The 21,003-nt window shown below is 43.9% G+C and carries 25 protein-coding genes; 11 read left to right on the top strand and 14 right to left on the bottom strand.

Going from position 1 to position 21,003, the window contains the following annotated elements:
* Positions 1 to 67 precede the first annotated feature (67 nt).
* From JZO70_RS14640 to JZO70_RS14615, 6 genes are all read left to right on the top strand, one after another.
* Complete coding sequence (locus tag JZO70_RS14640; protein ID WP_207674423.1) at positions 68 to 1,114, top strand: zinc-dependent alcohol dehydrogenase family protein; 1,047 nt, start codon at positions 68 to 70, stop codon at positions 1,112 to 1,114.
* 171 nt (positions 1,115 to 1,285) lie between these two features.
* The gene (locus JZO70_RS14635; protein ID WP_207674393.1) at positions 1,286 to 1,690 is read left to right on the top strand and encodes a MerR family transcriptional regulator; all 405 of its coding nucleotides are present in this window, start codon (positions 1,286 to 1,288) and stop codon (positions 1,688 to 1,690) included.
* Positions 1,691 to 1,824: 134 nt separating this feature from the next.
* A complete protein-coding gene (locus JZO70_RS14630) occupies positions 1,825 to 2,595 on the top strand; it encodes an SDR family NAD(P)-dependent oxidoreductase (RefSeq protein WP_242703960.1) in 771 nt (256 codons plus the stop codon).
* A 216-nt stretch (positions 2,596 to 2,811) separates the two neighbouring features.
* Positions 2,812 to 3,291, top strand: a complete 480-nt coding sequence (locus tag JZO70_RS14625; protein ID WP_207674391.1) for a PTS sugar transporter subunit IIA — start codon at positions 2,812 to 2,814, stop codon at positions 3,289 to 3,291.
* Positions 3,292 to 3,309: 18 nt separating this feature from the next.
* Positions 3,310 to 4,140 carry a PRD domain-containing protein gene (locus JZO70_RS14620; protein WP_207674389.1) on the top strand — a complete coding sequence of 277 codons (831 nt, stop codon included), beginning with the start codon at positions 3,310 to 3,312 and terminating at the stop codon, positions 4,138 to 4,140.
* A gap of 94 nt (positions 4,141 to 4,234) precedes the next feature.
* Entirely contained in the window at positions 4,235 to 5,680 is a 1,446-nt protein-coding gene (locus JZO70_RS14615) for a PTS transporter subunit EIIC (RefSeq protein WP_207674387.1), read from the top strand.
* An 85-nt stretch (positions 5,681 to 5,765) separates the two neighbouring features.
* Here JZO70_RS14615 and fghA read toward each other — a convergent pair whose 3' ends face one another.
* The 11 genes from fghA to JZO70_RS14560 form a co-directional block, all read right to left on the bottom strand.
* The gene (fghA, locus tag JZO70_RS14610) at positions 5,766 to 6,617 is read right to left on the bottom strand and encodes an S-formylglutathione hydrolase (protein WP_207674385.1); all 852 of its coding nucleotides are present in this window, start codon (positions 6,615 to 6,617) and stop codon (positions 5,766 to 5,768) included.
* Positions 6,618 to 6,621: 4 nt separating this feature from the next.
* Complete coding sequence (locus JZO70_RS14605; protein WP_207674383.1) at positions 6,622 to 7,737, bottom strand: S-(hydroxymethyl)glutathione dehydrogenase/class III alcohol dehydrogenase; 1,116 nt, start codon at positions 7,735 to 7,737, stop codon at positions 6,622 to 6,624.
* A 334-nt stretch (positions 7,738 to 8,071) separates the two neighbouring features.
* On the bottom strand, positions 8,072 to 8,287 hold the full coding sequence (locus JZO70_RS14600) for a DUF4177 domain-containing protein (RefSeq protein WP_207674381.1): 216 nt from the start codon (positions 8,285 to 8,287) through the stop codon (positions 8,072 to 8,074).
* A gap of 9 nt (positions 8,288 to 8,296) precedes the next feature.
* Positions 8,297 to 8,527 carry a hypothetical protein gene (locus JZO70_RS14595; protein WP_207674380.1) on the bottom strand — a complete coding sequence of 77 codons (231 nt, stop codon included), beginning with the start codon at positions 8,525 to 8,527 and terminating at the stop codon, positions 8,297 to 8,299.
* Positions 8,528 to 8,538: 11 nt separating this feature from the next.
* A complete protein-coding gene (locus tag JZO70_RS14590; protein WP_207674379.1) occupies positions 8,539 to 8,766 on the bottom strand; it encodes a hypothetical protein in 228 nt (75 codons plus the stop codon).
* Between the two features lie 11 nt (positions 8,767 to 8,777).
* Positions 8,778 to 9,368: a TetR/AcrR family transcriptional regulator gene (locus JZO70_RS14585; protein ID WP_207674377.1), complete on the bottom strand. Its 591-nt coding sequence runs from the start codon at positions 9,366 to 9,368 to the stop codon at positions 8,778 to 8,780.
* A 272-nt stretch (positions 9,369 to 9,640) separates the two neighbouring features.
* Positions 9,641 to 10,399: an ABC transporter permease gene (locus JZO70_RS14580; RefSeq protein WP_207674375.1), complete on the bottom strand. Its 759-nt coding sequence runs from the start codon at positions 10,397 to 10,399 to the stop codon at positions 9,641 to 9,643.
* The gene (locus JZO70_RS14575; protein WP_347565163.1) at positions 10,392 to 11,183 is read right to left on the bottom strand and encodes an ATP-binding cassette domain-containing protein; all 792 of its coding nucleotides are present in this window, start codon (positions 11,181 to 11,183) and stop codon (positions 10,392 to 10,394) included. The genes JZO70_RS14580 and JZO70_RS14575 overlap by 8 nt, the downstream gene beginning before the upstream one ends.
* Positions 11,184 to 11,348: 165 nt before the next feature.
* The gene (locus JZO70_RS14570) at positions 11,349 to 11,990 is read right to left on the bottom strand and encodes a TetR/AcrR family transcriptional regulator (protein ID WP_207674373.1); all 642 of its coding nucleotides are present in this window, start codon (positions 11,988 to 11,990) and stop codon (positions 11,349 to 11,351) included.
* Positions 11,991 to 12,150: 160 nt separating this feature from the next.
* A complete protein-coding gene (locus JZO70_RS14565; RefSeq protein WP_207674371.1) occupies positions 12,151 to 12,441 on the bottom strand; it encodes a hypothetical protein in 291 nt (96 codons plus the stop codon).
* A 66-nt stretch (positions 12,442 to 12,507) separates the two neighbouring features.
* On the bottom strand, positions 12,508 to 13,155 hold the full coding sequence (locus JZO70_RS14560) for a TetR/AcrR family transcriptional regulator (protein ID WP_207674369.1): 648 nt from the start codon (positions 13,153 to 13,155) through the stop codon (positions 12,508 to 12,510).
* A gap of 240 nt (positions 13,156 to 13,395) precedes the next feature.
* Here JZO70_RS14560 and JZO70_RS14555 point away from each other — a divergent pair, with 240 nt between their 5' ends.
* The 3 genes from JZO70_RS14555 (at position 13,396) to JZO70_RS14545 (ending at position 15,969) form a co-directional block, all read left to right on the top strand.
* Entirely contained in the window at positions 13,396 to 14,748 is a 1,353-nt protein-coding gene (locus JZO70_RS14555; protein WP_242703959.1) for an MATE family efflux transporter, read from the top strand.
* An 87-nt stretch (positions 14,749 to 14,835) separates the two neighbouring features.
* On the top strand, positions 14,836 to 15,054 hold the full coding sequence (locus tag JZO70_RS14550; protein WP_207674367.1) for a hypothetical protein: 219 nt from the start codon (positions 14,836 to 14,838) through the stop codon (positions 15,052 to 15,054).
* 192 nt (positions 15,055 to 15,246) lie between these two features.
* Entirely contained in the window at positions 15,247 to 15,969 is a 723-nt protein-coding gene (locus JZO70_RS14545) for a dihydrofolate reductase family protein (RefSeq protein WP_207674365.1), read from the top strand.
* A 69-nt stretch (positions 15,970 to 16,038) separates the two neighbouring features.
* Here JZO70_RS14545 and JZO70_RS14540 read toward each other — a convergent pair whose 3' ends face one another.
* Together JZO70_RS14540 and JZO70_RS14535 are read right to left on the bottom strand one after the other, a co-directional pair.
* Positions 16,039 to 17,787, bottom strand: coding sequence for a 1-deoxy-D-xylulose-5-phosphate synthase (locus JZO70_RS14540; RefSeq protein WP_207674363.1), 1,749 nt, complete (start codon positions 17,785 to 17,787; stop codon positions 16,039 to 16,041).
* A gap of 28 nt (positions 17,788 to 17,815) precedes the next feature.
* Positions 17,816 to 18,688, bottom strand: a complete 873-nt coding sequence (locus JZO70_RS14535) for a DUF3737 family protein (RefSeq protein ID WP_207674419.1) — start codon at positions 18,686 to 18,688, stop codon at positions 17,816 to 17,818.
* A 265-nt stretch (positions 18,689 to 18,953) separates the two neighbouring features.
* On the opposite strand from JZO70_RS14535, the gene JZO70_RS14530 reads away from it, so the two are divergent.
* Both JZO70_RS14530 and JZO70_RS14525 read left to right on the top strand, forming a co-directional pair.
* Entirely contained in the window at positions 18,954 to 19,520 is a 567-nt protein-coding gene (locus tag JZO70_RS14530; RefSeq protein WP_207674360.1) for a flavodoxin family protein, read from the top strand.
* A complete protein-coding gene (locus tag JZO70_RS14525) occupies positions 19,513 to 20,235 on the top strand; it encodes a dihydrofolate reductase family protein (protein ID WP_207674359.1) in 723 nt (240 codons plus the stop codon). The genes JZO70_RS14530 and JZO70_RS14525 overlap by 8 nt, the downstream gene beginning before the upstream one ends.
* 109 nt (positions 20,236 to 20,344) lie before the next feature.
* On the opposite strand, the gene epsC is transcribed toward JZO70_RS14525, so the two are convergent.
* Positions 20,345 to 20,983: a serine O-acetyltransferase EpsC gene (epsC, locus tag JZO70_RS14520; RefSeq protein WP_430748901.1), complete on the bottom strand. Its 639-nt coding sequence runs from the start codon at positions 20,981 to 20,983 to the stop codon at positions 20,345 to 20,347.
* Between the last annotated feature and the right edge of the window lie 20 nt (positions 20,984 to 21,003).

The raw sequence follows: 21,003 nt of genomic DNA, 5'->3' as shown, positions 1-21,003 counted from the left end.
AGGAAGGTCGATAGTAAAACGAGAAACCTCCTCAAATACTAGTGGAAAAAGATTGGAGCGCGTTATGATGAGAGTAGCAACATTTATTGAACCAGGGAAAATGGAAGTACACGAGGCACCGAAGCCAGTAATTGAAAAAGATACCGATGCAATCATCAAAATTGTGCGGGCCTGTGTTTGCGGGTCGGACCTGTGGTGGTACCGGGGGATTTCCAAACGGGAACCCAATAGTCATGCTGGTCATGAAGCAATCGGGATTGTGGAAGAAGTAGGAGCAGCAGTGACTGACATTCAATCAGGTGATTTTGTGATTGTGCCTTTTACTCATGGCTGCGGCGAATGCGCGGCTTGTAAAGCAGGCTTTGACGGAAATTGTACCAATGTTGAGCGTGGCGGAAATGCCGGCTATCAAGGAGAATACCTGCGTTTTACCAATGCGAATTGGGCCTTGGTAAAGGTTCCAGGCCAGCCATCGGATTATTCTGAAGAAACCCTTAACTCACTGCTGACCTTGGCAGATGTGATGGCCACCGGCTACCATGCGGCGAAAACAGCGGAAGTCAGCGAAGGCTCGACGGTTGTCGTTATTGGTGACGGCGCAGTTGGACTATGCGGTGTGATTGGTGCTAAATTACTTGGTGCTAAACGGATTATTGTGATGAGCCGTTACAAGGACCGCCAAGAATTGGCTCTTGAATTCGGTGCAACGGATATCATCGAAGAACGTGGCGATGAAGCCATTGCTAAAGTGATGGAATTGACCAACAATGCGGGAGCAGATGCGGTTTTGGAATGTGTTGGGACCGAAATGTCCGTGGAAACGGCGGCTAAAATTTGCCGTCCAGGCGCAGTTATTGGCCGCGTAGGTGTGCCGCAAAAAGCCGAAATGAATACCAGTTCACTTTTCTGGAAGAATATTGGTTTGCGTGGCGGAGTTGCTTCAGTGACCACTTACGACAAAGAAGTACTTTTAGACGCTGTTATCAATGGTGAGATTTCACCTGGAAAAGTGTTTACCAAGCAATTTGCTTTGGATGATATCCAGGCAGCTTATGAAGCGATGGATAAACGGGAAGCCATCAAATCATTAGTGATTATCAGCGAGACTAAATAATTCTTTAATCTAGTGAAGAAGCTTGAGACTATTTGGTGTGGGATTTGTACAAACAGTCGATTCTTCACTAGGATTTCTCCAACGATTTACGTGATAAGACCATTGACGGAAAGTAGTTAAACTTAAAAAAACATGCTATAGTATAGCTAGAAAGAGCTTGAGGTGAAGCCTATGAATATATCAGAAGCTGCAAAATTAATGGACGTCACTGCTGTCACCCTGCGTTATTATGAGCGAGTTGGTTTGATCCCGCCAGTTACTAGAAAAAATGGCGGCGTGCGAGATTTCCAACAGGAAGATTTAAACTGGATTGAATTTATCAAATGCATGCGTAGTTCCGGTCTTTCAGTGGAATCGTTGACTGAATACACGACACTTTATCAGCAAGGGGATGCTACATTAGAGCGCCGCAAGCAAATCTTGCAAGAAGAGCGAGATAATTTAGCTGCCAAATACGAAGAAATTGGTGCAACGCTGCAACGTTTGGATGGAAAAATAGCTGATTATGACAACGGGAAGTTCCAACAGGCTGAACGAAGGTTGCCAGAATGGACAGAAAAAGAAGCGATGAGCTGATCATTGCTTCTTTTTTTTGCACTTTTCTGGAAAAAACGGCAATTTTACTTTATTTTAAAAATGCTGCTTGACTTAAACTTAAGGTTAAGTGCTAAGGTGAATATATCAAATAAACCGGAAAGAAGGAAGCAGACATGGAAAAATACATGTTGGAAGGAAAAGTTGCAGTCATCACCGGAGCAAGCTATGGCATGGGACGGACAATTGCGGAGCTGTTTGCCGATGAAGGTGCGTCTGTTGTTTTAACCGCTCGGGGTAAAGACAAGCTGGATGAAGTAGTAGCTGGTATCCAGGCGAAGGGTCAAAAGGCGATGGGGATTGTCGCGGATATCGGCTCAACCGAGGATACAAAACGGGTCTTTGCGGAAACGGTCAAGGCATTTGGTGATCTGGATATCTTAGTAAATAACGCTGGGTTAGGTGAACAGACGATGATTGATGAGACGACGGACGAATGGATGCAGCAGGTGATGAACATTAATTTAGCTGGACCGATGCGTTATATCCGAGAAGCCTTGCCGTATTTTCTGCCTAAAAATGATGGGGTGATTATCAATGTTTCCTCTGTCAATGGGGAACGTCCGATTTGCGGGGCTGCCTACACTGCGACCAAAGGAGCTTTAAATACCTTAACGAAAAATGTAGCTATTCGCCTAAGCGACACCGATATTCGCTGCAATGCGATTGCTCCTGGCGCAACGTTGACTCCAGCGCACTATGCCAATAAAGCTGGCGAACAGCCGGGGGGCGACAAGATGTTAGAGTTTGGCGGTAAATACTGCAACTGGGATCTGCCGGAAACTGAACCGATTGATCAAGCCTATGCTTGTTTGTATCTTGCTAGTAAAATGGGGCGCCGAGTGAAGGGTCAAGTGCTGCAGGTATGTAATGGAGCTTTCTTATAAAAAAACAGAAATATAAGTTGGGAGTTTCCAGTTTGGTAAGCAGTCAACAGAATTAAATAACTTGAGTATTTTTGGTAAAAAGATTGACAGCGTTTTTTCTATGTGGTAGCATCTACTCAAATAGAAAAACAGGATTGTTACTCGCACAGAGGCATTACCGAAAAGTTCAACTACTTTCGGGGGCCTCTGTGTTTTTTTATGGAAAGGTGAGAAGAGATGTTTAAGATTTTTAAGAAAAAAGAGAGCGTGTTAACCGCTCCAGTCAGCGGAGCGATCATTCCAATTGAAGAGGTGCCTGATCAAGTCTTTGCCCAAAAAATGATGGGGGACGGGGTGGCCTTCCAGTATAACGGAATGACGATTGCCTCCCCTTGTAACGGCAAGGTAACCATGATTGCGGAAACCAAGCATGCAATCGGCATTACAACCGATTCAGGCGCGGATGTCTTAATTCACATCGGTTTGGATACCGTCGCGTTAAATGGCGAAGGCTTTGAGGTAGCCGTTTCGGTAGGGGATAAGGTGGCAAATGGCCAAACCTTGATCACCGTTGATCGGGAGCTGATGCAGGAAAAAGGCATCGATTTGACGACGCCGATGGTAATTACTAACGGCAACGAGCTGAAAGGCTTGTCGGTATTAATGAAAAAGGGTGCAGTTACTAAAGGCGACACACCTGTTGTAAAGATTGAGTAGGAAAAGAGGAGCAGACAAATGAAGGTCATCCAGAAAATCAACAACAACGTGGCAATTTGTCTGGATAACAATAACTGCGAATTGATTGCGATGGGCACCGGCATCGGCTTTCCCAAGACGCCTTACGAATTAACCGACCTCAGCAAAGTGGAGCGAACCTTCTACGGGGTGAACTCCCGCTACTTGGAGCTGATCAATGAGATTCCTGAGGATGTGTTGAAGCTGACCGCCAACATTGTGGATTATGCGTCGATGCTGGTGGAGCATGAGCTGCCGTCGAACTTGTTGTTTACCTTGGCGGATCATATTAACTTTGCTATCCTGCGGCACAATAAGAATATGCCGGTGAAGCTGTCGATTTATTACGATGTCCGGCATCTCCACAAGCTGGAGGTTAAGGTGGGTGAGTATGCGCTGCGGCTAATCAAGAAAAAGCTAGGGGTGGTGCTTTATCCCGATGAGGCGTTAGGCATTGCCATGCATCTGATTAACTGCTACACCAGCCAAAGCAATGACAGCCAGAAGGAATCGCAAATGGTAGAAGACATCACTACGATTATCGAGGATGACTTTCAGCTGATGATTAATCGCAGCAGCATGAACTATGCGCGGTTTGTTTCCCACATGCAGTACTTTATTCGCAGAGAAGGCAGTGAAAATAAATACAACTCAGAAAATATGAAAATTTTGGAATCGGTGAAGCTGGAATACCCGCAATCGTATCACTCAGCACAACGGGTGATTGCTTACATCCGCGATCGTTACGGCTGGGAACCGAATTCTGAAGAATTGCTTTATATCATGTTACACATTAATCGATTATGCACGCGAGAGGATTGTTACCGTTAAGGGCATTACCCCTCCACAGAAGCTTCCGATTTAGTCGGGGGTTTTTGTGGAGGGTTTTTATATACCTAAAATGACAAAAAAGGAGAAATTAAAGATGGCGAAAAAAGAAAACTATCAAGCTTTGGCCAGCAGTATTATCGAAAGTTTGGGCGGCGAAGAAAATGTTACCTTCTTTACCCATTGTATGACCAGACTGCGTTTTAATCTAAAGGACAAAAGCTTAGTGGATGAAGCAGCAGTGAAAACGTTGAATGGCGTGGTGGGTTCCCAATGGTCAGGAGACCAGTTCCAAATCATTATTGGCCAGCAGGTTGGCGATGTCTATGCCGCAATCCTGAAAATCACCAACATCGAAGGGGCGGCTAAAGCGGCCGATGAAGTAGCAGAGGGATCGAAGGAGAAGAAAAAATTCAGTCTTTCGGCAGTTTTTGATGCCTTCGCTGGCTGTGTATCCCCGTTGCTGCCGGTATTGATCGGTTCAGGGATGCTGAAGATCATCACCTTAGTCTTAAATATGACCGGCGCAATTAGTCCTGAGAGCGGCACTTATATTATTTTGGATTTCGCAGGGGACGCTGGCTTTTATTTCCTTCCGGTATTTGTGGGGGCTACGGCAGCTCGGAAGTTCGGCGGGAACATGGGTCTTGGGATGATGCTGGGGGCGATGATGATTCATCCGAATTTCATCAATGCTTTGGCTGAAGGTCGTTTGGATTTCTTGTCAGTACCGGTATATAGCGCTTCGTATGCTAGTACCATTTTCCCGGCAATTATTGCGGTCTTTGTTATGAGTAAGGTGGAGGAGCAGGTGGTTCGTTTTTCTCCCGTGGCGATTCGGGCGATTTTGGAACCGCTAGTGACCTTGTTAATCATGATTCCGTTGACACTTTGCTTAATTGGACCAATCGGCGCGATGCTAGGTGTGTATATTACGGCAGGTGTGATGTGGTTGTACAACACAATGGGCTTTGTCGGCGTGGCGATCTTGGCAGCCGCTTGGCCATTCATGGTGCTGACCGGTATGCATTCGGCCATCACGCCATACTTGACGCAATCTTTTGCGACATTAGGCTATGAACCAATTGCCTTAACAGCGATTATTATTGCTAACTTGAACCAAGGTGCAGCTTCGGCAGCCGTGGCCTTCAAATCAAAATCTGTCAGCATCAAATCTTCCGCAGCCACTTGTGCGATTACCGCGGTGTTGGCTGGGGTAACTGAGCCGGCGATGTTCGGGATCAACCTGCGCTTCAAAAGACCAATGATTGGTGCGGCGATTGGTAGCTTAATCGGCGGTGCCATTGCAGGTCTGGGTAGAGCTCATGCTTATGCGTTTGCGGCCAGTGCTGGTGTGTTTGCCTTCCCGATTTATATCACGGATAACATTATGAACTTAGTGTGGATGGTGATTGGTTGTGGCGTGGGAATGATCGGCACCTTTGTAGCGACTTTGATTTTGTACAAGGAAGAAGCTGTAGAGGTTCAGGAAGCTCCGGCAGCAATTGAGGATACGATTAATATGACTGGCGCAGTGGAGTAAGAAGACAGATTTATTGAACACTGTATCTAGTAGGACAAAAAAGAGAGTGTACAGAAAGTCGTCATTTTCTGTACACTCTTCAATTTTATCTTTTGCCTTTGTCTAATTGTGCTTGATGGAAAGCAATGTGTGCTTCAATAAATGTAGCAATCGTAAAATAGCTATGGTCATAGCCTAGTTCTTTTTGATAGATGACTTCACCACCTGCGGCTTTTGCGGCAGATAGAAAGGCCTCTTCCTTTAATTGGACTTCGTAAAAGGGGTCATCTGTCCCTTGAGTCACCAAAATCGGTGGGTGATTTTCACCAGCGGTTTTTAAAATTTCTGTGGCATCCCACTGGCTCCAAGCGGATTGATCGTCGCCTAAGTAAGCAGTAAAGGCTTTTTGACCCCAAGGAACGTTGCTAGGATTAGAGATCGGCGCGAAAGCGGAAATAGCCGCAAAGCGCTGAGGATTTTTTAATCCCAAAACTAAAGCGCCGTGACCACCCATTGAGTGGCCCATAATACTTTCTTTTCCCGAAAAATTAGGAAGTAAAGGATAGACGATTTCCGGTAATTCTTTGGTTAAATAATCATACATTTGAAAATTTTCTTTCCAAGGGTCTTGCGTGGTATTTAGATAAAAGCCAGCGCCTTGGCCTAAATCCCAATCTTCACTATCGGCGGTAGCGCCTCTAGGAGAAGTATCCGGCATGACAAAAGCAATATTTTGTTCAGCAGCGTATTTTTGGAAGGCCGCTTTTTGACTAAAGTTATCATCGGTACAGGTCAAACCAGACAACCACCAGATCAGCGGTGTTTCTTTTTTATCCGGTGTCTCTTCCGGCAAGAATAAGCTAAAGGTCATGTCACATTTCAGAATCTTTGATGTGTGACGGTATTTGATTTGTTTCCCGCCAAATGAGCGATGTGTTTCCAGGATTTCTACAGCCATAGCTCTACCCTCCATAAGTTAGCATTGTGCGAATCGATTCACCCCGATGCAATAAATCCAGTGACTCGTTAATTTGCGAGAAATCTAAGTGATGGGTGATAAAGGAATCTAAGTCAATCTCGCCATTCATGTAATCTTCCACCATTCCTGGCAATTGGGTGCGCCCTTTTACGCCGCCAAAAGCCGAGCCTTTCCAAACGCGCCCGGTGACTAGTTGGAAGGGACGAGTATGGATTTCTTTACCGGCTCCGGCAACGCCGATAATGATGCTTTCTCCCCAACCTTTGTGGCAAGCTTCCAAAGCAGAACGCATCACTTCCACATTCCCGATACATTCAAAACTATAATCCACTCCGCCATTGGTCATTTCAATGATGACTTCCTGAATTGGTCGATCAAACTCTTTCGGATTTACAAACTCAGTGGCACCCATTTTTTTGGCTAACGGCCATTTATGAGGGTTCGTATCCACCGCAATAATCCGTTTAGCATTGGCTTTTTTCAATCCTTGAATAACAGCCAGTCCAATCGCTCCTAAACCGAAGACCGCAGTAACCGCACCTGCTTCAACTTTAGCCGTATTTTCAACGGCACCAATACCGGTGGTCACCCCACAGCCTAATAAGCCAACTTTATCCAGCGGCGCATTTTCATTTATTTTCACTAAGTTGATTTCGTTTACCACCGTGTACTCGCTAAAAGTACTGGTTCCCATATAATGATAGACTGGTTCGCCATTGTAAGAAAAACGAGTGGTCCCATCAGGCATCAGCCCTTTTCCTTGGGTTTCACGTACAGCAGAACATAGGTTAGTTTTTCCTGACAAACAAAACTCGCATTTCCCGCATTCTGGCGTATATAAAGGAATAACGTGGTCACCTTCTTTAACCGAAGTCACGTTTTCCCCAACTTTTACTACAATTCCTGCACCTTCATGACCTAAAACAGCAGGGAAGACACCCTCCGGATCATCACCGGATAAGGTAAAAGCATCGGTATGGCAAACCGACGTGTACAGAATTTTCACCATCACTTCATTTTCTTTCGGATCTTCAACATCAATTTCAACAATCTCCAACGGTTTTCCTGGAGCAAATGCAACAGCAGCCCGACTCTTCATACTATTCCTTCTTTCTTCAAAAGCAGAGATTTTCTCTACTTTAACATCTTGTAAATACGAAACTTAGATTACTCCACGTATGTCACTTATAAATAAGTATACAGGTAAAAATGGATATATCAATACTGAGTATTGTGGCACGCCGGCTCTTTGTTTACTTTAAAGATGTAGGTGAATTGGAAAGAAATGAAGTAATTACAAGAATTGTCTATCCGGTAGTTCAGCTAAAAATTAACAGATATCAGGCTGTTCCAATAGTGGAGAATATATGTGACTAGGAAGATTCATCTTGGCATGTGGCTGGCAAAGAAAGGGAAGAGTATACAGCGTGCAATCACGAGGATTCCACAACCGTCTTTTTAAGTACAAGAAATTGCATTTGAGCAATACCAAAAATAGTATAGGCAGAACTACCTAAGCCTTTTTGTGAAAAAATAGCAACCAGCTCCCAGCCACGCTCTCCGGCCTGATTGAGCTTTGCGGTCAATCCTTCGCAGGAATGACTGATTTCGTCGTTAGTGAAGGGGATAGTTTTGTATTTGTATCGCATAGTGACCTCCTAGTCATCTTGATCTTGTGAAAGCAGCACGGCACCGGCTAGTCCTAAAGTTCCCAGCACGATCAGTGAAGGCTTTTTGAATAGCGCCCCTGTTCCGATTAAACTAAGGCCAACGAAACTGTTCGTGACACTGCAGGCACGTCTTGTTGCGGGGGTCGGGCGTGGAATTTTGATCGATAGTCCCAAGTCATCTGCCAAATTTTCAAAATAAGCTGCTGTTTGATTTATCATAAAAATACCTCCTATAAATAGCTCATGATTAGCTGGGTTCCCGAACTAATCACCATGAGCAAACCAATTCCGCCGACAATCCAAGGGTAATTTCTTTTGACAAGGTTCTTGATCAGGAAAAATGCGATCAACAACATTGCGAGGCCAAGTACCAAGGTCACCATCCAGCCTACCCGAAAAAGCGGAACAAATTGTAAAAAGCTTCGTTGAATTGCAGCGATTATTTGTAAATGATCCATGCCTATTCCTCCTATTCAAACAGCTCAGCGACTAACTTATCTACCATAAAATCAAAAATCTCAAAATAATCATACATTTCAGACAGTGTCTGCTTGGTGGCAACCGTCGAAAGCAGGGCGCTTAACACCCCAAAAGCTTTAGCATCGTCAACTTTTGGTTTTAATTGTGCCGCTTTACAAACCTCTCTGAAAAAGGAAATGCTTTCAAATTTAAGTTCTTCCATGTTCTCATCCGAAAGCTTGGTAACAAACGCTCTAAAATCAGGTGTATTAACATCATAGAGAAAAGGTTTGCTGTCGAACTCACGGAACAACTCCTTGAGGGCTTTCGCCAGGCTGGCTTGGTTCGCTCCTTGCAGCACAGTTTGTAAAAATTGATCGGTTAATCGAACTTGGATTGCTTTAGCAGTTTCGAAAAACAGTTCCTCTTTAGTGGAGTAGAGGGAGTAAAATGTACCAATCGCAATAGCGGTGTCACTGCACAGCTGCTTAATACTTGTTTTCTTGTATCCTTGTAATACCCAAAGCTGTTCACAAAGGCTCAGCAATTGTTGCTTAATGTTCTCCTTGTCCTCTTCAGACAAGACTGGTTTTGAAGGCATATCAATCAAGCTCCTTTCTTTGCGAATTTATTTTGTGAATATTCGTTTATAAATGTTCGCAAACAAAGAATAACACGCTCTTACCCAAAAGTCAATTCAGTAAAGGTTCAGCTGTAAGCAAATCACGATTTGCCGTCAAGGTAATGATGGGATAAGATCGGATTTCTCTATCAACCAAATCCGCTTCTCCTATCACAAGGGGTGAAGTCAATTAAAAAAACACACGTCAACTGGCCAGTCAGCGTGTGCTACGAATTTATCACAAATTTTTCCTAAGCGGTTTTCTTTTTGTAGACTTGCAGCGAAATAAAATAGGTCACTAGGATGGTGCCGATACACCAAGTCAAAGCGACCATTAGGCTATTATCCAACGGCAAATCCAAGGTCAACGATCGGATGCTATCGATAATTGGCGTCATCGGCTGGTTTTTAGCGAACCAGCGAATGCCGCCAGTCATCGTTTCCACCGGAGCAAAGCCAGAACTAATAAAGGGGAGAACGAAAAAGGGAAGCATTAAACTGATGGAACCCTCGGCGGACTTGGCGATTAATCCACAAAGTACACTGACCAGCGACATGGCAATGTTCACCAGAACAAGCAGTCCTAGGACAACACCCCAATCCTTAAAGCCAGCTTGCGGTCGAAACCCTAAAACCAAGGCAGTAGCGAAGATGATCACAGTGGCAATCGTATTTCTGACAACTCCAGCGCCGGTATGGCCGATGATCACCGCCGATTTTGAAATCGACATCGTACGGAAACGATCGATGATTCCTTTAGTCATATCGGTTGCGACATTCATGGCTGAATATTGCGAAGCTTGACCGATACTTTGCATGATAATGCCGGGCACGATGAAATCCACATAATTAAAATCGGCTAAATTTGTCATATTGCCCATGATGGTAGTAAACAGCAGCATGACGATAAACGGGAGAAAGGTGGCAGTTAAAAGAGCTTCTGGATTTCTCAGCGAGATGGACAAACAACGTTTAAACATAATCCACGAATCAAAAATTGTATTACGCATGAATTGTTTCCTCCTTTGTTTCATCGATCAAGCTTAAAAAAACATCTTCTAATGAAGGCAAGTTTTGTTCGACACCATCAGCGGCCATATCATTTTCACGTAACAGCTCCATGGCTTTTGTGGCACTTTTTTCACTGTTAAAGTTTAGTGATACACCGCGGCTAGGCATGATTTCCTTGAGATATTGCGGGGTGCCTTCCACCAGTATTTGACCTTTGTGGAGGATCGCAACATTGTCCGCCAAATATTCCGCTTCTTCTAAATATTGGGTAGTCAAGAATACAGTGGTTCCTTTTTCGGATAGATCTTTTACCAGATCCCACATGGCGATGCGGTTTTGCGGGTCCAGTCCGGTGGTGGGTTCATCTAAGAAGAGGACTTGCGGGTTAACCATCAGACTCATGGCGATATCTAAGCGCCGCCGCATCCCGCCAGAATAAGTGGAGACCCTGCGATCAGCTGCATCGGTTAAGTTGAAAAAGGCTAACCATTCGACAATTTTTCGTTTAACATTCGGCAAACGTCGCAGCTGCCCAATTAGTTTCAAATTTTCTCGGCCGGTTAACACTTCATCAACGGCGACAAACTGGCCAGTTAAGCTGATAAACTCCCGCACCTGATCACCTTGAATCACGACATCACAGTCGTTGACCGTTGCTTTGCCGCCATCTGGTTTCAGTAAAGTCGACAGAATTTTAACAATCGTGGTTTTTCCGGCACCGTTGGAACCCAGCAGAGCATAGATGGTACCGCTGGGAACCGAAAAATTGACATCTTTTAGCACCACTTTGTCCTGAAAGCTTTTCTTTAGGGCAGAAACTTCAATAGAAATAGGTAGATTTGAAATAATAATTCCTCCTTAGATGTATTCTTACTGTAAAACTGAAACGAAACGATTGAAACTTACATACCTGACAAACGAATGTATTGAAGCAAAAGACAAGTTTACTTAGTCTGCTTCAGCGAAAAAAGGCAGTGATTTGATTGATGTTTCCAAGTCCTGGTCGTAAATCGGCAGCCCCATTTTGTCTAGTATTTCAAAGATAAATAGATATTTGCTTTGCATTTTCTCAACACTGTCGCCAGTGACCGAAAGCATGAACCAAACATCAATAAACGATAAAAATTCGGCTAATTCTTCGGCGTACTTAGTATGAATCGAGCCGTCTTTTTGACCTTCCTCAATCAACTCCAGCCAATAAGGGCATAAAATCCGACGATTGGAGTCAATCATTCGGACTAACACTTGCGGATTGTTCAAGAGGGGAAGAGACTGTTTGGATAATTCCAATTGATTTTCATCGGCTTTGTTTAGCATGATGGCCAGCCGCATTTTTTGTAACCCATTTAAATCAGTCCGCTTTTTGACTATTTCAAAGGGGTTATTAGCAAAGAACATCTTATCTCCCAGCGCATCCATAATATCTTCTTTTGATTTGAAATGATGATAGATGGCTCCTTTGGTCAACCCATTCAATTCATTGACGATATCCTGAATGGTGGTGTCGTCGTAGCCTTTTTCTATAAATAGGTGTTCCGCTGCTTTTAGAATTTTATCGACGGTGATTTCTGGATATTTGTTTCGAGCCATCTTATCCTCCTTCAAAACATCCATACAGTATGAATGTATATGGGTTTAAGCGTCCGAGTTATCAGGAATATCTGACAATAGTTCAACAACAGCAATTGCGGTAATGATGGCTATCGTTGTCCATTTCACGCAAAAGTATATGTTCCTCATTGTTCCCACCTCATTTCTTCCTAAATACAGCATATTTAACAAGTTTTCCGGCAATTACTAGGCTGCCACCAATTAAGCAGGCCTTCGCCGTTTTATCGTAGCCGTTTTCAACAAAGGGTACAGCGCTGGCGATTAGTCCAACTCCAGTCAAAATGGTAATCGTATTTCCGACTATCCGAACCGGTCGAAATCTCCAGGCGCAGGTGAGGGACTTATCTAGCAAATCTGCTGCTTCCTCAACTGTTTCTTCAATCACATCACCAAAATGCTCCATTGCTGCGTCAAATTCTTCTTCTGTCATGTTAGTTCCTCCTTTTTATACATGCTGAATGTATGTATTTAAAAAAATAAAATTGCCGGAGCAATTTTATTCAGTTAGTATAGTTTCCAATGTCTTTTTAGCATACCCAAGTGTTTCATCGTCAATGACAGGTACTCCAATTGAATCAAGGATATCCTTCATCAAATAGAGTCTTTCCAGCACTTCTGCCTTAGAACCAGGGAATATCGCTGGCGGCAACCAAACATTTAAAAGTAGGGTGAATAAGCTAGGTAACGCTTTAGGGTATTTTATATCCTTTATCGAGCCGTCATCAATCGCTTCTTGAAAGAGTTTCTCAAAAAGCTTAGCAGCAATAGTTTGGTTGCTTTCCATAAACTCGGCTAAGATTCTAGGATTCTCTAGTAGAGAAATAGACATGACGCCGACTTTTTGCTGATCTTCGTTTTGTAAGGACAATTTGATGACTTTTTTTATTTTCTCTAAACCAGTCAACTCTTTTTCCGCCATCACTTTTTCAAAAGGATTATTGTCCCAAAACAATTTGGTCCCTAAAGCGTCCAAAACTTCTTCCTTCGATTTAAAATGATGATAAAAGGCGCCTCTAGTCAATCCTTCTAGTTCGTTGACGATATCCAGCACGGTAGTCTCTTCATAGCCTTTTTCAAGGAAGAGTCTCAACGATGCATCTAAAATTTTTTGGACCGTTTCTTCAGGATATTTATTACGCGGCATGTTTAACCTCCTCTATACATACACTGTGTTTGTAAGTTCAGGCTAACATACACAGTGTATGTTGTCAATTGCTTGCTTGTAAACAAGATACTTTGGAGAGGTATTTTTATTCTAAAAAATCGTTGACTAGAAGGCACGATTTGATATGCTTCTACTATAAAGAGCGGCGATTGACCGCAATGCCTATGTTTAAGTTGGTAATTTTTGAACATTTACCTAAAGTAGAGAGGGGGCTTCAATATGGGAAAGGATATGACGCAGGGGAGTATTGTGAAGGTTTTACTGCTGTTTACAATACCATTGGTTCTTAGTGGGGTGTTTCAACAGTTGTTTAATTGGGTAGATGCCTTTATTGTTGGGAATGTGGAGGGGGAGCTTTCGCTTGCGTCGATCGGAGCGACGACAGCCATTTATAATTTGTGTATTACGATGATTGTCGGCTTTACCTCTGGAATATCTGTGTTGTCTGCACAACATCATGGCAAAAGGAAATTCTGGGAAATGCGGGAAACCTTGTTTTCCTTCGCATTTATTTTGGGCGGGATTTTTCTGCTGGTGTCATTATTAGGCAGTGTGCTGACTACTTCGATTGTCACGATTCTTGATACGCCTGAGAAGCTGATCACGCTAGCAAGCAGCTACTTAAAAATTATGCTGCTGGGTGTTCCCTTTTTAGCGATTTACAATGTTTACTCAGGTGTATTAAGAGGCGCCGGTGACAGTAAAGCGCCGTTTGTTTCGATTCTAATTTCCTCACTGGCGAATGTAGTTTTGGATATCTTGTTTGTGGTGGTTTTACGTAAAGGTGTAGCAGGTGCCGCGGCGGCTACAGTCATCTCGCAAATAGCGATGACTCTATTTTTGGTCTTTTATACGGAAAGAACCTATTCTTATTTAAAGTATCGCCTCGATAAAAAAATATTTGAGCAGAAAAATATGATGGAGGGGACAAGGTTTGGTGTGCCGCCAACCATTCAAGCAAGTATTAGTTCTATGGGAAATATTATTCTTCAGCGATTTATGAATGGATTTGGTGAACAAACTATTGCGGCCATAACAACAGCTTATCGAGTTGATTCGGTCATTCTTTTGCCGATTGTTAATTTCGGTTCAGGGGTTGCTACTGTTGTGGCACAAAATATTGGTGCTGAAAATGAGGAGCGAGCAAAACGAACGTTGAAAATCGGGTTAATCATCATTGCGATAATCTCGCTTAGTATCTCCCTGTTTATCTTTTTATTTGGTGAGTATCTGTTAGCCATGTTTGGGCTGTCCGCTGCTTCGGTCGGTATTGGAAAGACATTTTTCCGAACTTTGGCTCCTTTCTATATTATCTATGGTTTTTCGATGGTCATTAGGGGATATATTGAGGGAAATGGCGATATGGTCTTCTCAAGTGTTGCAGGAGTAATTTCTTTATTTGCCAGGATAGCCGGCTGCTATTTATTGGTAGAGTTGTTTGCTGGCAATGTTCTAGCAATAGCTGAAGGTCTTTCTTGGATTGTTTTACTTGTGCTTTACATGGTTAGGTATTGGAAAAATAATTCAAAAAAGAAGAATGGCGCGGATCAGACAAGTATAAGTTCTGATTAGTTAGGATTCATGTATGAGCAGAAAATACTATATATAGTGGGAAAACTATTGAACTCTCTGAAATCTATTTTACGAGAGGGGACAACCATGGGAAATGTAGAGCAATTGTTTTGTGAGATATGTAGAGACTTCTCTGATGTTAAGTACACGATTACCCCGATTACCGAAATGGTTAAAAATGTAAGTTTTACCTACAACAAAAAAGCTGCGAAATGTACTGGTTGCGATTCAGAAATATTTGTGCCAGAAATACATGACGAAAATCTAGAAGCTAGATTGGCAGCCTATCATACGAATGTTTTATAAAGTTAAAGAGCCGATAACGAGAAGGTTCCTTCCTTCAATCGTTATCGGTTCTTTTTGATATTTTTCCTGCAGTTAGTTTTTCATCTGTTTTTTGAAGAACTCCTGTCTTCCTCTTGACTTAACCACGACATTAAGTGATAAAGTGAAGTTAATAGAGCGAGACTGACAGCTCATAAAGGAGAGTAGATTATTATGACTAGACCCAAGATTACGCTGCACATTTTCACTTCAATGGATGGAAAAATTACCGGTTCATTTGCCAATGCCCCAGAGTGCAAGCCCGCCGCTGAACTATTCAAAGCGATTGGTTTTCAGGAGAATCATCCGGCGAGCTTTCATTTTCAAGGTTGGCTTTACGGCAGCAGTACTGGTGAAGAATTTACCAATCATGCGAAGCCAGAGCTGAAGGAAGTAACCGCCGATGTGCCTAAAGGAGATCATATTATCAATTTGGGCAAAGAAAAATATTTCATTGCCTTTAATCGAACTGGCAAACTTGGCTGGCAGGAGAACACAACTTCCTATGCCGATGTTGAGGCTCATGTATTGGAGATCTTGACGGAACAAGTAACGGATCAGTACAAAGCTTTTCTGATCGAAAAAGAAATCCCTTATTTAATTGCAGGTGCAGAAACAATTGATCTGGGGCTGGCCTTGGATAAATTAGCCACGATTTATGGCTTGGACAATCTTTTGCTGGGCGGCGGAGGTGTCTTAAACTGGAGCTTTTTAGAGGCTGGTTTAGTAGATGAGGTCAGCTTGATTGTCGCTCCGGCGGTGGATGGCGATCCGCAAGATACGGCCTTGTTCAATTCGCGATTCACGGGGAATCCCGGTCCTATCGGCTTTACCTTGAATTCAGCGGAGGTACTGGACGGCGGCACGCTGTGGCTGAGATATAGGCCGAACAACTAGTTTTGCGGTAGGGTTTACGACAGACAAAAAGGTGAGACAAACTTATTCGGGTTTGTCCCACCTTTTTTGCTATATATGCTTTTTAACTTCTGCGACAATCGCTTCCGGCGTTAACCGATAGCGCTCGGCTAATTCCTCCATCGGCACATTATCGGTAAATTCTTTGGTGGCGCCAAAGTTCAGCACCTTCATCGCTGAATCGCCATAGAAGGCAGCGATCGTTTCGCCAAAGCCGCCGGTCAAACTGCCATCCTCCAAGGTAATCACTAGAGAGTGTTCCTGTTTTAAACCCTCTAAGCAATTCTTATCTAAATCCGTGATGAACAGCGGATTAATCAAAGTAGGCGAGATGTCTAATTGGTCTGTCAACCGTTGATAAACCTCTTTGCCTAAAGAAAGATAGCTGCCTAAAGCTAGAATCGCGACTTTTTCACCAGCTTTTTGGATGTCGTATCGTGCTTGACTGTAGTCCAAGAAGGCCGTGTCTTTGGAAATCACTTCGCCAGCCGGCAAACGAATCGCCACCGGTCCTTCGGTTTGAACCAGCGCCCATTTCACCATTGCCAGCAGCTCTTCCTTGTTGGTAGGTGCCAGATACTTGATATTTGGAATACTATTAATCATAGGAATGTCGAAAATCCCTTGATGGGTAATATCGCTTTCGTTCACATGACCGTTGCCCACGATAATGACAGCCGGTAATTGATTCACTGCTAAATCATGAGACAACTGATCATAAGCCCGTGGTAAGAAATAGCTGGAATGGAACAGAACTGGGCGAATGCCGTTTTTGGCTAACCCAGCCGCAAAGCTGACCGAATGAGCCTCCGCGATCCCCACGTCAAAATAATGAGCAGGGTGTTTTTCTTTTAGCTGTGGCAAATCAAACATACCGGGAATCGCGGCATTGATGGCGGCCAATTTTGTATTACCAGCTGCAATTTCCGCCATTAAGTGCTCCACCACAACACCACTGTAGCTTTGTTGGTTAGAAGAATTTAGACCTTCACCGCTCTCCAGATCGAAGGGCGGGCGCCAGTGATACAAGCCTTTATCCGCTACGGCATGGTCATAGCCATGACCTTTTTCGGTATGAACATGCAGCACAATTGGATGATCAATGTCTTTGACTGCTTCAAAGGCCGCGATCATACTTTCCACATCATTGCCTTCTTCGATATAGCGATAATCAAGGCCTAAGCTTTTGAACAAATTATTCTCTGACTGGCCTTGGGTTTCTCGCAGCTCAGCCAAGGTACGGTACAAGCCGCCAAAGTTTTCGTCAATCGACATTTCGTTGTCGTTTACAATCACAATCAAGTTCGAGCCTAATTCAGCAGCGTTGTTCAAGGCTTCAAAGGCCAAACCGCCGCTTAAGGAACCGTCCCCGATCAAAGCCGCCACATTGCCTTTTTCCTGTTTCAAATCCCGCCCTTTTGCTAATCCTACCGCTAAGCTGATAGAAGTAGAGGTGTGGCCGATTTTAAAGAAGTCGTGCTGACTTTCATCCTGGGAAGTGTAGCCAGACACGGTTGAAAAGGTGTCTTCTTCCAGAAAGGCCGATTTCCGGCCAGTTAAGATTTTGTGGGGATAGGACTGATGGGAAACATCCCAAACAATCTTATCCGTGGGTGAATCAAAGACATAGTGAAAGGCAATGGTGAGTTCCACCGTTCCTAAGTTGGGGCCGACATGGCCGCCGTTTTTGCTGACTTTGTTTAGCACAGCCGCTCGGATATCGACGGCTAAGGCGGTACGTTCTTCTTGATTTAATTTTTTGACATCCTCGGGTCCATTGATACGTGACAAAATTTCCATCTATAGTATTCACTCCTTGTTTCAAATATTAGTTGTTTGCTAAAACCGTCATTTTTTCGTAGGCTTCCATCAAACAAATTCTCGTTTGGGTTGGATCAATTTCGGCTTCCTCCATGATCAGTTCACCGATATTTTTGGCTTTGATGGTGCCGGAAATCGGGTTTTTGACACTGTCAATCGTGGTATTAACGGAAACATCCACGGTTGAGTATTCAAAAGCCAAATCGGTATTGATGATTTTGCCGTTTTCGATCACTAAATTTTCCACATAACACAGGCCTTGTTCGCTTTCGATGTAGCAATTGACAAAGCGCAGGTTGGTAGAATTCCAGCCAAGGTATTCGCCGATAATTACTGAATCGTAGACAGTGACATCCTTACAGTTCCAAAAGGCATCCTTGGAAATTAATTTGGAATTGTGGATTTCGATATTTTCTGCGCCGTCAAAGGCATAGTTGCCGCTTAGTGAGAAATCAACGGCCGTGATGTTTTTACTATTCATGGCAAAGTAATTGCCCTCTGCCTGAACATTGTCCAGCGTAATATTTTCACAGTTCCAGAAGGTTTCTTCGGCTTTCGGCATGTGGACGTTGGTTAAACGAATATCCTTGCCGCGGCGGAAGGTTTTCGGTGCTTGGATGATGCTGTCGGTAATGGCGATATTGTTGGTGTACCAGATACCGGAACGAGCAGTTTCTAACAGGGTAGTGTTGCTGACTTCGACATTTTCACAGTACCACAAAGGATATTTCCAGCGGAAGATGCTGTCGCTGATGTCCAGGTTGCGGCTTTCTTTTAATGGAGATTCACCGTCTTCAAACACGGAATTTTTTACAATCAGGTTGTTGCTTTTAAATAAGGCACGTTCTCCGGTTAAGTGTTGTTGGTCAATAGTGTTCATCATTTTAATTTTCCTCTTTTCTTTTTTTCAGCAGGGCAAGTTGTTCTGGGTATTCCTGCTGCGGTTGGCTAATGGGTCAGTCGTTTCGGCTGGTATCCTTCCAGCTGATGAGTTCACTCTATCACTTAAAGTCAAGGTTAAGTCAACGATAAAAAACGAATTTCTTTTAAAAAAATTTCTTTTCCTAAATTGCGGAAAAAGGCATTGACTTGATGTCGAGGTTAAGTGTTAGGCTTGATCTAAAGGGAACGAGGAGAGGATTAAAATGAAAAAAATATTAGTATTGGTGGGCAGCGGCACACCTCGAGGATCGACCATGCAGCTGACGGATGCCTTTATCGCCGGGGCCCAAGAAGCCGGTCATCAGGTGAAGAAGGTTTTTCTTGGCAACAAGCAAATCGAAGGCTGCCGCGGCTGCAATTTTTGCCAAAGAAGCGGCAGCTGTGTGATCAAGGACGACATGCAAAAGCTGTATCCGTTGTTTGAAGAAAGCGATGTGTTGGTTTTTGCCTCCCCGTTGTTTTTCTGGACGATTTCCGCCCGCATCAAAGCTTTTATTGAACGTTTGTATGCCACGTCTAAAGATGACAAGTTCCCTAAGAAGGAAACGATGCTGCTGATGACAGCCGGGGACGAGAACTTTTGGACCTTTGAACAGTCGGTTTCCTATTACCGCTTTGTCACCCAAGCGATTGAGTGGCAGAACATCGGCATGTGCCTGGCTGGCGGAACCAAGATCGAAGACGGCAAACACATCATTAAAGAGAACTATTTGGAAGAAGCCTTCCAGTTAGGAAAAAATACGATTACAAGGAGCGAACAAAATGACTAGACCGTATATTTTTTGCCACATGTTTACCTCATTAGATGGAAAGATTTTAGGTCCTTACATGGACACCCCGGAAAGCGACAAGTCGGGGGATCTGTTTTACGAAATCGCCTTCGGGAAAAATCGTCATTATGATCACCAAGGCTGGCTGTCTGGACGAACGACGACAGATGACAACTTTACCCATTACAAGGAACCCGTGTTAGAAACTGATTTCCCTGAGGTTCCGGCGGGGGATTTCGTAGCAGAGCATGATTTATCCATGTATTATATTTCGATTGATGCTTCTGGCCGTTTAGGTTGGGAAAGCAATCTCTTGACCTATCGAGAAACGAAGGCTCATGTAATCGAAGTTCTGTCGGAAAAAGTCGGCGACGATTACAAGCATTTCCTGCGCCAGCTGAATATTTCTTATATCATTGCCGGAAAAGACAGCATCGATCCGGTATTAGCGGTCAAGAAGCTGCAGGAATTGTTCGACATGAAAATGATCATGCTGGGAGGCGGCGGTGTCTTGAACTGGTCCTTCATCCAAGCCGGGATGTGCGATGAACTCAGCGTGGTAATGACGCCAGTAGCTGACGGTTCCTCTGATCTGCCATCCTTGTTTGAAACCAAAGAGGGCTTGACTGAGGCCAAACCAGTTACCTTCAGCCTGGAAAGCAGCAGTACCTACAAGGATGGTACCCTGTGGTTGCGGTATTTAGTGAATAATTAGTAAGCAAATAGACTACCAGTAAACTCTTACGTTTAGCTGGTGGTCTTTTCCTTGTCTTCCGAAAAAAGGCCTGCCAACTTCATGGAAGCTAGCAGGTCTTTTCAGTCAATTAGCGGCAGCAACAGGAAGTCAAAACTTCTTCTGCAACTTTCTGATTAACGGGTATCTTAATTTCCTGCGAAACAGGCTGGTTGATCCGAACCACAGCCGCTGGAATGCCCACCACTGTCGCGTAGGCAGGGACTTCTTTCAGAACGACACTACTGGCACCAACTTTAGCGTATGCACCAACCACAATCGGTCCTAGCACCTGCGCATGGGCGGAGATCATGGCTCCTTTTCTAACCGTCGGGTGGCGTTTGCCGGTGTCTTTACCGGTTCCTCCTAAAGTTACTCCGTGAAACAAGACCACGTCCTCTTCAATCACGGCAGTTTCGCCAATTACTAAGCCCATCCCATGATCGATAAAGACACCATGGGAAATTTGCGCCCCAGGATGAATTTCGATCCCAGTCAAAAAGCGGCACCACGCCGCATGCAGCTTAGCCAACAGGAAAAGCTGATGACGGTACAAAAAATGGGAGAGACGATGTCCCAATAAAGCGTGAAAGCCAGGGTAAGTGAGTAAAATTTCCAACGTCGAGTGTGCTGCCGGGTCATTTCGTTTGGCAGCTTGAAGCGCATGTTTTAACCAACGCATTTTCTTCCTCCTATCAAAATTTGTACTAAAAGAGAAAACAACTTGAATCAGCTGTTTTCTCTTTGTAT

It is taken from the genome of Candidatus Enterococcus moelleringii (assembly GCF_017377575.1).
GTDB classification, from domain to species: Bacteria; Bacillota; Bacilli; order Lactobacillales; family Enterococcaceae; genus Enterococcus_A; species Enterococcus_A moelleringii.
Note: the sequence above shows the minus strand (reverse complement) of the source record. Positions and strands in the feature narration are given on the sequence as shown.